Origin of the sequence: Halorussus lipolyticus (assembly GCF_029338375.1) — an archaeon.
GTDB classification, from domain to species: Archaea; Halobacteriota; Halobacteria; order Halobacteriales; family Haladaptataceae; genus Halorussus; species Halorussus lipolyticus.
Genome location: NZ_CP119804.1, coordinates 1,527,784 through 1,541,062, shown reverse-complemented (window position 1 = coordinate 1,541,062; position 13,279 = coordinate 1,527,784). Strand labels below are relative to the sequence as shown.

Annotated in this window: 11 protein-coding genes and 1 tRNA gene; 10 read left to right on the top strand and 2 right to left on the bottom strand. The window is 63.8% G+C overall.

Translation table 11 applies throughout. The annotated features are described in order from the left end of the window. Window positions 1-110 precede the first annotated feature (110 nt). A complete protein-coding gene (locus P2T57_RS07780; protein ID WP_276301917.1) occupies window positions 111-422 on the bottom strand; it encodes an MTH1187 family thiamine-binding protein in 312 nt (103 codons plus the stop codon). Window positions 423-624: 202 nt separating this feature from the next. Here P2T57_RS07780 and P2T57_RS07775 point away from each other — a divergent pair, with 202 nt between their 5' ends. After that, a complete protein-coding gene (locus P2T57_RS07775; RefSeq protein WP_276301916.1) occupies window positions 625-6,672 on the top strand; it encodes a S8 family serine peptidase in 6,048 nt (2,015 codons plus the stop codon). Window positions 6,673-7,150: 478 nt separating this feature from the next. On the opposite strand, the gene P2T57_RS07770 is transcribed toward P2T57_RS07775, so the two are convergent. Beyond that, window positions 7,151-7,221, bottom strand: a tRNA-Gly gene (locus P2T57_RS07770). Between the two features lie 398 nt (window positions 7,222-7,619). On the opposite strand from P2T57_RS07770, the gene P2T57_RS07765 reads away from it, so the two are divergent. Genes P2T57_RS07765 through rpmC form a run of 9 tightly spaced genes read left to right on the top strand, consistent with a single transcriptional unit; the run spans window position 7,620 to window position 13,277 of the window. Further along, complete coding sequence (locus tag P2T57_RS07765) at window positions 7,620-8,504, top strand: RNA methyltransferase (protein ID WP_276301915.1); 885 nt, start codon at window positions 7,620-7,622, stop codon at window positions 8,502-8,504. 4 nt (window positions 8,505-8,508) lie between these two features. Then, on the top strand, window positions 8,509-9,525 hold the full coding sequence (locus tag P2T57_RS07760) for a 50S ribosomal protein L3 (RefSeq protein WP_276301914.1): 1,017 nt from the start codon (window positions 8,509-8,511) through the stop codon (window positions 9,523-9,525). Window positions 9,526-9,528: 3 nt separating this feature from the next. Continuing rightward, window positions 9,529-10,275, top strand: a complete 747-nt coding sequence (gene rpl4p, locus P2T57_RS07755) for a 50S ribosomal protein L4 (protein WP_276301913.1) — start codon at window positions 9,529-9,531, stop codon at window positions 10,273-10,275. Further along, window positions 10,272-10,526, top strand: coding sequence for a 50S ribosomal protein L23 (locus P2T57_RS07750; protein WP_276301912.1), 255 nt, complete (start codon window positions 10,272-10,274; stop codon window positions 10,524-10,526). Before rpl4p ends, P2T57_RS07750 begins: the two co-directional genes overlap by 4 nt. Before the next feature lie 3 nt (window positions 10,527-10,529). Next, complete coding sequence (locus P2T57_RS07745) at window positions 10,530-11,249, top strand: 50S ribosomal protein L2 (RefSeq protein ID WP_276301911.1); 720 nt, start codon at window positions 10,530-10,532, stop codon at window positions 11,247-11,249. A 2-nt stretch (window positions 11,250-11,251) separates the two neighbouring features. Beyond that, window positions 11,252-11,677, top strand: coding sequence for a 30S ribosomal protein S19 (locus P2T57_RS07740; RefSeq protein ID WP_276301910.1), 426 nt, complete (start codon window positions 11,252-11,254; stop codon window positions 11,675-11,677). A 3-nt stretch (window positions 11,678-11,680) separates the two neighbouring features. Next, the gene (locus tag P2T57_RS07735; protein WP_276301909.1) at window positions 11,681-12,142 is read left to right on the top strand and encodes a 50S ribosomal protein L22; all 462 of its coding nucleotides are present in this window, start codon (window positions 11,681-11,683) and stop codon (window positions 12,140-12,142) included. Then, complete coding sequence (locus P2T57_RS07730; protein WP_276301908.1) at window positions 12,142-13,062, top strand: 30S ribosomal protein S3; 921 nt, start codon at window positions 12,142-12,144, stop codon at window positions 13,060-13,062. The genes P2T57_RS07735 and P2T57_RS07730 overlap by 1 nt, the downstream gene beginning before the upstream one ends. Further along, the gene (rpmC, locus tag P2T57_RS07725) at window positions 13,062-13,277 is read left to right on the top strand and encodes a 50S ribosomal protein L29 (RefSeq protein ID WP_276301907.1); all 216 of its coding nucleotides are present in this window, start codon (window positions 13,062-13,064) and stop codon (window positions 13,275-13,277) included. The genes P2T57_RS07730 and rpmC overlap by 1 nt, the downstream gene beginning before the upstream one ends. Window positions 13,278-13,279 lie beyond the last annotated feature (2 nt).

Sequence of the window (13,279 nt, the reverse complement as noted above, 5' to 3'; positions counted from 1 at the left end):
CGATGTGGGTTCGATGCTGATTCGCGTGGTCCGCGCTCGACACGGCGGGATAAGATGCCTAAATATTTGTTTTATAATTGTGATTCTATTTTTCGAGCAAGTCTGTATTGCTATCGCTCCCGCTTGGCGTCCCGACCGAGGACCTCCTCGACCGCATCGACTTTCTCGTGCGCGCGTTGCTCGCGCGTGCGCTTGTCGTCTATCTTCAGGAAGGTACCCACGCGGTCGCCGTCCACCGCCTCGTGGGCCGCCTGCGCGGCGTCGAACAGTTCGTCCACCGAGTCGGCCTCGACGACGGTCCCCATCGGGTTGGTCTCGTAGGACACGTCGAACTCGTCCAGCGCGGCGACCGCTTTGGCGACCTCCTCGGCCATGCTGTCCTCGGTCACGGGTGCGACGCTGAGCAGTGCGATTGCCGTCATAACTGGACAGAGAGTCCGGTCGTTCTAAGGCGTTTGGTGACGACAGTCTCGTCTCCTCCCGAAGAAAATAACTGCTGTTAATCATCAGATTTGATAATTTATGATAGGATATAAATACTGTTGGTGATATTTCTCCCGCAGTAACGACATGAAAGGCAATCCGAGAGAAAAGTTACGTAATCTAACTAGAAGCGAAGCGGTGATGGCACTCGTCCTGTCTGTCTTGCTCGTCGGCAGTGCCGTCACGCCCGCTCTCGCCGTCTCGGCGACGCCCACGGCCGACGCCCCGGTCTCGGCGACCGAGACGACAGCAGTCGCACAGCAAGCACAGGAGGCCACCCACCCTGCGAGGTCCTCGAACCCGGAGGAGTCGTCTGTGGCCTCCTCGTCGGCCACGGACCGGCGATTCCCTGCGAACGGCGCTCCTCGAAGCGAGTCGCTTCCGGAGAACGCGACCACGACGGAGGTGACGCTCGTCACGGGCCAGACCGTGACCGTCGCCGAGGTCGATAACCGGACTCGCTACCACGTCGAGGCCGACGTGCCGATGCAGAGGATTTCGACCGACAACGAGACGTACATCTACCCCGAGTCGGTGGACTTCGGCACGTTCGACCGGAACCTGTTCAACGTCGATTTCCTCGTCGAGCAGAACCTCACCGACGAGGAGACCGACTCGATTCCGGTCATCGTGAGCGAGAAAGAGAAGAACACTGACGACGGCGAGTACTTCACCGCCAGCGCGGACGGAAACGTCGATGTCCTGAGCACCGCGCCTGCGGTCCACCAGAGCAAGACGCTATCGAGCGTCGGTGCGGCGGCCGGTGACGTGCCGAAGTCGAACGCTGGCCTCGCCTTCGACCAACTCGCCGCCAGCGACGACGTTGGAAAGGTCTCTCTCGACGTGAAGTACAACGTCACCCTCGACGAGGCCAACAAGCGCGTCTCGGCCGGGCAGGCCCGAACCAAGTACAACGTCTCCGGCGAGGGGATTCGGGTCGCCGTCGTGGACACGGGAATCGACCAGAGCCACCCCGACCTCAAAGGGTCCGTGGTGGCCCAAGCGGAGTTCGTTGACGACGGGACGTCGGCGGTCGGCGACGACCGGTACGGTCACGGCACCCACGTCGCGGGCATCATCGCTGGCGACGGAACCGCCAGCGGCGGAAAGTACACGGGCATCGCCCCCAAGGCGGACCTCATCGACGCCAAGGCGTGTAGCATCTATCAAGCGTGCCCGACTTCCGCCATCATCCAAGCGATGGACTACGGCGTGGACCAGAACGCCGACATCATCAGCATGAGTCTCGGCGGTCCGCCCGAGACCGTGCGCTCGAACGACCCGTACCGTGACGCAGTCCAACACGCCCGAGACAACAACGTTACTGTCGTCGTCTCGGCCGGAAACGAAGGACCGGGATACAGCACGGTCGGGTCGCCCGGTATCCACAAGAGCGCCATCACGGTCGGCGCGAGCGACAAGTACGGCAACATCGCCGAGTTCTCCTCGCGCGGTCCGACGCCCGCCGGAATGTACCTCAAACCCGACCTCGTCGCGCCCGGCGTGCGAGTGATGAGTGCCGCCTCCTCCGAGGCCGGATACGACAGCGATTACGTCAGCTACAGCGGAACCAGCATGGCGGCCCCCGTGGTGAGCGGAACCGCGGCGCTGATGCTCCAAGCACACGACGACTGGACGCCCTCGCGCGTCAAGAGCGCGATGGTCAGCACGGCCGACCCCCTCGGCTCGCAGGACGTTTACACCCAAGGCGCGGGCCGACTGAACGCCGCCGAGGCCATCGGTACGAACGTCGTGGTCGAACCCGGAACCGTGGACTTCGGGACCTACAGTAGCGACACGAACGTCTCGAAGAACCTCACCGTCAGAAACCTCGGCGAGACGGAGACGACGCTCAACACGACGGTTGCTGTCCGGAACATCGCCGGAGACAGCACCGCGAAGGTGGAACTCAACAAGACGAGTCTTACCCTCGCACCCGGCGAGAGCGCCGACGTGAAACTGATGCTCGACACCAACGTCGAGGCTGGCATCTACTCCGGTCGGGTTGAGTTCGGCGACCAGTATCAGACTATCTTCGGCTTCGTCCGCGCGAGCCAACTCACTATCCAGAAATCCGGTATCAACGGAACTTCGACCGACGGGGACGACATCTGGCTGTTCGCAGAGAACGAGGGGCCGTTCAGTACCGCCGGTATGGCCGGACTCAAGAATATTTCCGGTGACACCGCGACGTACACCATCGTCAGTCCCGGCAAATACAACGTTCTCACCGATGGCCTCAACGAGGACACGGGGCGGCCGATAGTCGTATCCAGGAAGATCAGCGTCACCGACGACACGACCATCGCGCTTGACGAGAGCAACACCGTCAAGTACACACTCGACACGTCGGCTATCGACGAGAGCGTCCGGACCCGAATGGCCGACGTGACGGTTCGAAAACCAGCCGATGAGCTGGCGTACATAATGGACCTCAGAACCGGCGCGTCGGACACGACCGCGGTTCGGTTCTCGAAGGACGCGGACCTCAACGTCAGCGTCCACCGCCTCCTCACCGCCGGCGCACCCGACAGCGCGGAGGCAACGTCTCTCGACGCGTCCTCGCTGTACTACCTCGTCAACACCGACGCCGGCGTCACGGGTCCGAAGACGACCAGCGTGGACGAGAGCCAACTGGCGAGAAAGAACGTCACGTACTACCGTGCCAACCGCTCGGCGACGTACAACGTCTCGATGACGGCGATTGGCGGGACGTGGTTCGACACGTACTACACCCACAGCGTCGAGGGGAGCATCGGTGACACCCGCGAGCAGACGATTTACCTCTCGCCGAGACCGGACGAGAGTACTGACCTCGCGGCCGACGGCGACGGAGGCCTGCAGTACCATTCGATGGAAGGCGAGGGAAGTGGCGGCGAGTGGTCGATAGAGTCGTCTCTCACTCTCGGTCCCGTCCCCGAGGCCAACGAGACGATGGCGTTCGACTTCAACCGCCATCCGTTCGTCCCTCACGTCAACGCGTTCTTCAGCGACGCCTCCAACGGGGCATGGCTGAACACCATCGTCAATCCGCAGTCGATTGGCGGACCCGAACTGTGGGGCTACCACGATAGCGCGACCGACCGGATTCGAGTCTACCGGAACGGCGACCTCGCCTTGGACGCGAAAACGACCGATGCTGGCTTCCTCGACTTCGATACGGCGAAACTCACCGATGGAGACGACGCGACCATCGAGGTCGTCTCGAACAACGACGCCACGCCGCTCTCGACCAAATCGGTCACCGACTACGGAATCACCTACACCGAAGGCGGCGACAACCGACCGCCGATGCTCGACAACACGCGCATCGAGTCGCTGAACGCGAATCACACGGTGACTCGCGACACGGTGACGTTCCGATTCCAGACTCACTGGACGAACGACCCCGACATGACCGCGGACGTGTGGATGTCGCCCGGTAACGTCACGACCACGCCCTTCGAGGACGATGCCGGATGGACGAAGGCCAGCGTCGAGCGGGTCGGCTGGGACACCTACGAGGCCACGCTCCGGGTCGAGAACCACACCGGGCGGATGAACCTCGCGCTTCGCCTCGCCGACGCAGAGGGCAACACGGTCGAGAACACGGTCTTCGACGCCTTCCGCGTCGAGAACACCAAGCCGTCGGTGAGCGTCACGGGACTCGCGGCGACGTCGAACCCCTCGACGGTCGAGGACGTGGTTCGGACGACCGGTCCGCTCCACGCGACGGCGACAGCGAGCGACTCGCCCATCGGTCTCGAACGGGCCGCGTTCTTCCTCTCGGCGAACTTCACCAGCTACGGCACGTGGCTCCCGACGACCTACCAGAGCGGCGAGTGGGTCACGTCGGCAAACCTCTCGACGGTCCCCGACGACGGGAACTACACGCTCTACGCGGTCGGCATCGACAAGGCGGGCAACTGGAAGATTCGCACCGCCGACTCGACCGTGGTCGTGGACCGGGGCGGGCCGGACATCGGCGCGACGCTGGGCCGGGAGAATTCGAGTCACGGGTCGGTCACGGTAACGTCCGACGAGGAGTTGGCCTCGAAACCGACCGCGACGGTCACACTGTCGAACGGGACCCAGCGGGACGTGTCTCTCCGGAACAACGCCACGCGAGAGTGGGCCGGTACCTTCGAACTCAGCGGTGACGGCGGCTACAACGTGACCGCGACCGGAACCGACCTGACCGGCAACACCGGAACCGGGACCTCCTCGGCGAACCTCAGCACGGTCAGCACGGAGAACAACACCGTCACGGTGAAAGTCGAAGGGTCGGGGCTGTTCATCCAGTTCGAGACGGACACGGAAGTCAAAGACACCTTCGTCACGGTCACGTCGAGTCGGTCGGAACTCGCGCCCCTCTCGCCGAACCTGAAGGGTATCAACTTCCTGAACGGACAGCTCGGGTCGAATCTGCGTAGCGCCCTCGACACCGCGATGATAGGGATTCCGGTCAACGAGTCCCAACTGCCCGAGGGCGTCTCGGCCGAGCAGGCGAACATCAGCTACTACAACGAATCGGCCGGGAACTGGGAGCTTCAGGGCACGACGATTCGGAAGGTCACGCTCCCGGACGGCACGAACGACACCTACTGGACGACCAACGTCACGCACTTCTCGACCTACGGCGCAGTCGCCGACGACCAGACCGCGCCGACGCTCGAAACCAGCGTGACGCCCGACGACACGCTCGGGTACGGCACGCCGAACGCGACCGTCGAGTTCAACTACACCGACGACATGACCGGCGTGAACGCGAGCGCGGTCGAACTCCACTTCGAGGGAACCGAAGTCACCTCGACGGACGCCGCGACCATCACGAGCAAGTACGCGACGTACAACGCCTCGCTGGACAACGGCGAGACCTACAACGCGACTGCCGTCGTCGTGGACGAGGCGGGCAACCGAGAGAACTACACGACGCAGTTCTCGGTCGAGGGCGACACGAAGCCACCGAAACTGTTCAGCGTCTCGCCCGGAAACGGCGCGGAGTTCGACGGCGGTACCTCGTCGGTCACTATCAACCTCAGTTTCACCGACGACCGGAGCGGCGTCGAACCCGGCGCGCTCCGAGCGAAATTCGACGGTGCCAACGTCCTCCAAAACGCTTCCATCGGGAACGGCACCATCGGCTACAAGGCGACTGGCCTGTCGAGCGGCGACCACAAATTCGAGGTCTACCTCGAAGACGAGGCCGGAAACGGCAAGTGGCACACCCTCACGTTCACCGTCGGAAGCGCAAGTAGCGGCGGCGGTGGTGGCGGTGGCGGTGGTGGCGGCGCAGGCGGTGCGCCCCCGCCAGCCATCCAAGAGGAGATACTCAAACAGACCGCAAGCTACGCCAAGGTCGAAATCACGAACGCGCGGTCGGGTAATCCCGGCCGGGTTTCGTTCGGCGGCGGCGGCCTCGCTGGCGGTGACGCGACCTTCCGCGGACTGACGGTCAAGCCCGACACGCGGGACGCCCAAGCCCGGTTCTTCGTGGAAGCCGAAGCGTCGTCGTCGGCACCGAGCGGCGTCTCGGCCTTCGAGGACGCGGGCCAGACGCTGGGCTACCTGACGCTGACGCCGACCTACATCCGGGACAGCAAACTCGGGACGGTCGGCGTGAAGTTCGGCGTGGACGCCTCGATGACGGACGCGCCGAAGAACGTCGCGCTCTACCAGTACGAGGAGGGCACGTGGTCGGCAGTCGAAACCAAGGTCCGCAACAAGCAGGGCGGGTCCTACCGGTTCTACGCCCCGGCGAACTCGACCGGCACCTTCGCGGTCGGTCTCGACTCGGCCTCCTTCGAGGTCAGCACGTCCTCGCTCAACGCGACCGAGGTCACGGCCGACGAGGCCGTCGCGGTGACGGCCACCGTCGAAAACGTCGGGTCCGGCGAGGGCACTCACACGGTTGAACTGACCGTGGACGGCGAAGTCGTGGCCTCCGAGGACGTGACGCTCGCGTCGGGCGAGTCGGCGTCCGTCGAGTTCGTCCGCACGTTCAGCGCGGGCGACCACGAAATCGCTGTCGGCTCTGCGACGGCCGGCACCCTCTCGGTCTCGTCCGCGACCACCGAGAAGGGCATGAGCGACGACCGAGACGAGCAGACCAAGGGCGGTAGCTCCGGTTCGGGCATCCCCGGATTCGGACTCCCCGCCGCGCTGGTGGCGCTCCTCGGCGCGCTCCTGTTGGCGCGACGACGCGAGTAACGCCACCGGAACACGGACCGGCGCGGTCCGCGATGTAGCTTTCCGCCGTTTTTCTTTCGCGTGCGTGAACGGTGTCGAAGCCGGCGACTACGCGGGCGCGTCGGTCGAGCGTAGCTAGAGGTGTGAAAATATTTGCTATAAAAATAATATTATTTCTATAACGAATGTAGGGGTTGCTATGCTTGGGGCTGAGAGACACCTCTCGGTGGGCAGGTGTTCGGAAATCGGGGGCTCCTCGTGAACGAAAATCCAATCCTTCCACATTCACAACGACACAGAAGTCGAACAATACAAGCACTGCTCGACAGTTAGCGCCTAAGAGAAGTGCGCTGGCGGGGATTCGAACCACGCCGAGACGGTCCTGCTCACTACGTTGCGCGGGCGTGCGACTCGTCTACTTCCAATCCCCGTAGAACGATTTCACCTCGCGCGGGAGCGAGCGACATGAACGTCGCTCGCCAACTTGCTTCAGTAGAAATGCGCTGGCGGGGATTTGAACCCCGGTTGCGACCATGGCAAGGTCACGTGATACCACTACACTACCAGCGCACGTGTTCGGTCTTCGTCTGCATTTCCAACAATGCCGGGCGAACAAATAAGGCTTCCGAAAGCAGACGGAATCGCCATACGGTGGCATTATTCAAGCCCCGGTTTCGAGGAGGACGCCGACGGTGCTGTCCCCGACAATTAATCTTGATTCGGGCACGCGCGACCGTCGTGAGGCGTGTGAGTCCGTGGCGGTTACGATGCTCCGCGGTTGGCTTCGTATCAGACGGCCTCGTCTCGAACGGAGTGGATGTGAGGAGGTCCCACGCTTCAAGCCGTGATTTCTGCCGGCAGGAGCTTTGTGAGGCCATCGCAATCCCGAGAGTAAAGCGGCACCCTTTTAAGACCTAAGCCGGTACGATTCGCTACAGTCTAGTGACGGGGCGTCGAAGCGGTATGGTATGACCGTCAGCGTCCTCGTTCCGTCATCCCTCGTCCGGGAAGCCGAAGACAAGCGCGAGGCGACTCGCAAAATCGGTTACGTCGCCCGCGCGGCGACGGTGTTCCGGGCCGACCGCCTCGTGGTCTTTCCGGACCCCGACGGCGAACGGCGATGGGGTGGCGGGTTCGTAAGCACCGTGCTGGAGTACGCCGCGACGCCGCCCTATCTCCGAAAGGAGGTATTCGGCAAGCGGGACGAACTGGAGTACGCGGGCGTCCTGCCGCCGCTCCGCGCTCCGTCACTGACCGGCTCCGAATCCGAGGGTTCGGGGTCGTTAAGACAGGGAATCGTGACCGAGGTCGGACCTGAAGGGCGCGTTCGGGTCAATTGCGGACTGCAACACCCGATCTCACTCGTCGTACCGCCAGAAATGGAGGTTGGCGAGGGAGAGCGCGTAACCGTCAGGATCTCTTCGCGAAGTCCGGTCCGTGCGAAACTCGTAGACGAGCCCGTTTCGGGCTTGTCGGTGATGCGCATGGACCTTCCGGCGGCCCTCGACCGCGACGACGCGGGCGTTCGAATCGGAACGTCCCGCCACGGGGTCGAGTTGACGGCCCGGCGGCTGACCGAACTGGTCGGCCGGACCGAGCGTGACGGTATGACCGTCGCATTCGGTTCACCGGGTCGCGGTCTGCCGGAGATGCTCGACCTCCCCACAGATTCGCTGGCCGATACGTGGCCAGTCGGGGAGGACGAGGCGGACGCGGAGTCCGGAGTCGAATCGGGCGCACCCGGCCGGTTTGACCTCTGGCTGAACGCGGTTCCGAATCAAGGTAGCGGGGTCGTGCGAACTGAAGAAGCGATGTTCGCCGCCCTCGCCTGCCTGAACCTCAAAGAGAAGTGATACGATGCCAGAAACAAGCAGACCACGCAAAGGTTCGCTAGGGTTCGGCCCCCGCAAGCGTGCGACCAGTGAGGTTCCGCGCTTCAACTCGTGGCCCGAAGGAGACGGCAGTCCGTCCCTGCAGGGCTTCGCGGGTTACAAGGTCGGCATGACCCACGTGGTGATGGTCAACGACGAATCCGACTCCCCGCGAGAGGGGATGGAGGAGACCGTTCCCGTCACCATCGTGGAGACGCCGCCCATGCGAGCGGTCGCTCTGCGAGCCTACGAAGACACGCCGTACGGCAAGAAGCCGCTGACGGAAGTGTGGGGCGACGACTTCCACGACGACCTCTCGCGCACGCTCGACGTGCCGGAGGACTACGACGCCGACGCCGCCAAGGACGAACTGCGCGAAGCAGTTCAGAACGGCGACGTCGCCGACCTTCGCGTCGTCACCCACACCGTTCCGGACAACATCCCCAGCGTTCCCAAGAAGAAGCCCGACGTGATGGAGACTCGCGTCGGCGGCGGGTCGCTCGACGACCGCGTCGACTTCGCGCTGGACGTACTCGCCGACGGCGGGGAACACGACATGAACGACGTGTTCCGCGCCGGCGAGTACATGGACGTGAGCGGCGTCACGAAAGGTAAAGGCACGCAGGGTCCCGTCAAGCGATGGGGCGTCCAGAAGCGAAAGGGCAAGCACGCACGGCAGGGATGGCGGCGCCGAATCGGTAACCTCGGCCCGTGGAACCCGTCCCGCGTGCGTTCGACCGTGCCCCAGCAGGGCCAGACCGGCTACCACCAGCGTACCGAACTGAACAAGCGCCTCATCGACCTCGGTGAAGGCGACGACATCAACGTCGATGGTGGCTTCGTCAACTACGGCGAAGTCGATGGCCAGTACGCGCTGGTCAAAGGTTCGGTCCCCGGCCCGGACAAGCGCCTCCTGCGCTTCCGCCCTGCCGTCCGACCGAAAGATCAGCCGCGCCTCGACCCCGAGGTGCGGTACGTAAGCACCGAATCCAACCAAGGATAAACTATGCAGGCAACAATCCGCAACCTCGACGGCGAGGAAGACGGTACGCTCGACCTGCCGGCGGTCTTCGACAAGACCGTCCGGAAGGACCTCATCAAGCGAGCCGTCCTCGCCGCGCAGGCAAACCGCAAGCAGGACTACGGCGCGGACGACTACGCTGGGATGCGAACCTCGGCGGAGTCGCCCGGTAGCGGTCGCGGGATGGCCCACGTCCCCCGGACGAACGGTCAGGCGGCCCGAGTGCCGCAGGCCGTTGGGGGTCGCAAGGCGCACCCGCCGAAAGAGGAGAAAGACCGAACGCTCGACATCAACACGAAGGAGCGAAAGAAGGCGATTCGGAGCGCCGTCGCGGCGACCACCGACGCCGACCTCGTCTCCGAGCGCGGCCACCAGTTCGACGACGACCTCGAACTGCCGCTGGTCGTCTCGGACGACTTCGAGGACCTCGTGAAGACCAAGGAGGTCGTCTCCTTCCTCGAAGCAGTCGGCCTCGACGCCGACATCGAGCGCGCCGAGGAGAACAAGTCGATTCGGGCCGGACAGGGTACGACCCGTGGGCGCAAGTACAAGACGCCCAAGTCGGTCCTGTTCGTGACCAGCGACGAACCGTCGAAGGCCGCCCGCAACCTCGCGGGTGCCGACGTGGCGACCGCCGGTGAGGTCAACGCAGAGGACCTCGCGCCCGGCGCGCATCCCGGCCGACTCACGGTCTGGACCGAGAGTGCAGTCGAGGAGGTGGCCGAGCGATGAGTTCGGTCATCGAGTATCCGTGGGTCACGGAGAAGGCGATGAACCAGATGGACTTCGACAACAAGCTCCAGTTCATCGTGGACCTCGACGCAGACAAGCCCGAAATCCGCGAGGAAATCGAGCAACAGTACGAGGTCACCATCGAGAAGGTCAACACGCAGGTCACCATGAACGGTGACAAGAAGGCCACGGTGACTCTCTCCGAGGACGACGACGCGCAGGAAGTCGCCTCCCGAATCGGGGTGTTCTGACACATGGGACGACGAATTCAAGGACAGCGACGTGGTCGCGGGACGCCGACGTTCCGCGCCCCGTCGCACCAGTACAAGGCGGACCTCACGCACAAGAAGCCCGAAGACGTCGATACCGTCTCCGGGACGGTCGTGGACATCGAACACGACCCGGCCCGAAGCGCGCCAGTCGCCGCCGTCGAGTTCGAGGACGGCGACCAGCGCCTCATCCTCGTTCCCGAGGGTGTCGGCGTCGGCGAGACCATCCAAATCGGCGTTAGCGCCGAAATCAAGGAGGGCAACACACTGCCGCTGGCCGAGATTCCGGAAGGAGTCCCGGTCTGTAACGTCGAGCGCCAGCCCGGCGACGGTGGCAAGTTCGCTCGCGCCTCCGGCGTGAGCGCGAACCTCGTCACGCACGACCGCGACGCCGCCGTCGTGGAACTGCCCAGCGGCGAGGTCAAGCGCCTCTCGCCCGACTGTCGGGCGACCATCGGCGTGGTCGCAGGTGGCGGCCGAACCGAGAAGCCGATGGTCAAGGCAGGTAACAAGCACCACAAGATGAAGGCTCGCGGCACCAAGTGGCCGAACGTGCGCGGCGTAGCGATGAACGCCGTCGACCACCCGTTCGGTGGCGGTGGCCGCCAGCACCCCGGCAAACCCAAGTCCGTTTCGCGGAACGCACCGCCCGGACGGAAGGTCGGGGACATCTCGTCCCGGCGAACGGGACGAGGAGGTAACTAGCCATGAGCGAAGGCGAATACCGAACCGGCCGTGAAGGTGAGTTCACCTACCGCGGCTACGACCTCGACGAGTTGCAGGACCTGAGCGTCGATGAAGTCGCGGAACTGCTTCCCGCTCGCCAGCGGCGAACTATCGAGCGTGGTCTGTCCGCCCAGCAGGAGAAACTGCTGGAGGAGGCCCGCGAGGCGACCGAGGAGGGGTCGGCAAACGACCCGATTCGGACGCACCTCCGGAACATGCCGATTCTGCCGGAGTTCGTGGGGAAGACGTTCGAGGTGTACACCGGTCAGAGCTTCGAGCGCGTGTACGTCGAGCCTGAGATGATCGGCCATTACCTCGGCGAATTCCAACTGACCCGAAAGTCGGTCGAACACGGACAGGCCGGTATCGGCGCGACCCGCTCCTCGAAGTTCGTGCCACTCAAGTAAACCATGGGAATCAGTTACAGCGTCGAGACCGACCCGGACACAACCGCCAAGGGGATGCTCCGGGAGCGGCACATGAGCCACAAGCACAGCAAAGCCATCGCCCGCGAAATCAAGGGCATGACCGCTGGAGAGGCCCGCGAGTACCTCCAAGCGGTCATCAACGAGGAGCAGTCGGTGCCGTTCAAGCAACATAACAGCGGCGTCGGCCACCGAAGCGACATCGACGGCTGGGACGCCGGTCGCTACCCCGAGAAGGCCAGCGAGGCCTTCCTGACCCTCATCGAGAACGTCGTCAACAACGCGGACCAGCAGGGCTTCGACGGCGAGGAGATGGAAATCATGCACGTCGCCGCCCACAAAATCGGCGAGGTGCAGGGCCGCAAGCCCCGCGCGATGGGACGAGCCAGCGCGTGGAACACGATGGAAGTAGACGTCGAACTCGTTCTTGAGGAGGTCGAAGAATAATGGCAGACGAACAAGAGTTCATTCACGACGGGCTTCAGCGGTCTCAGATCGACGAATTCTTCGCCGAGGAACTCGGCCGCGCGGGCTACGGTGGCATGGAAGTCGCCAAGACCCCGATGGGAACCCAAATCGTCCTCAAGGCCGAGAAGCCCGGTATGGTCATCGGCAAAGGCGGGAAGAACATCCGGAAGATCACCACCCAACTCGAAGAGCGGTTCGACCTCGAAGACCCGCAAATCGACGTGCAGGAAGTGGACGAGCCGGACCTGAACGCCCGCATCGTCGCCGACCGACTCGCCAACGCGCTCGAACGCGGTTGGTACTTCCGGAAGGCCGGTCACACCACCATCGACCGCATCATGGACGCCGGCGCGCTGGGTGCCGAAATCGTCCTGTCCGGTAAGGTGACTGGTGCCCGTTCCCGCGTCGAGAAGTTCAACCGCGGCTACATCAAGCACAACGGCGAACCCGCCGAGGACATCGTTGACCACGGTCAGGGCGTCGCCGTCCTCAAACTCGGCACCATCGGCGTGGACGTCAAAATCATCCCGCCGAACGCCAAGCTCCCCGACGACTTCGAAATCGAGGAGGGCGCGAGCCCCGAGGAAGTCGTCCCGGAGGCCGTCGAGGCCAACGAGCAGGCTGGCGTCGAGGAACTCCTCGAGGAGCCGACCGACGAGGAACTCGAAGACCTTCGAGCCGACGAGGAGGCGGGCGAGGAGCCTGCTGAAGTCGGCGAGGAAGACATCGACGAGGAAGTCGTCGAGGAGGTCATCGAGGACGAGAGCGCCTCGGAGGAATCCGAGGACGCCGAGTCCGACCAGTCCGTCGAGGAGGAACTCGACGAACTGGAGGAGGAAGTCGAGCAGGAAGCCGAGGACCTCATGGACGAGATGGAAGACGAGGAGGGTGAGGAATAATGGCGATTCTTCACACCGAGGAAATCCGCGACATGACGCCCGCAGAGCGGGAGTCCGAGCTGGAGGAACTCGAAACGGAACTCCTCAACGCGAAAGCAGTGAAGGCGGCCGGTGGTGCCCCCGAGGACCCCGGTCGATTCAAGGAACTTCGCCGGACCATCGCGCGAATCAAGACGGTTCAGCGCGAGGAAGGCGACTTGGACGAAGACGAATAACC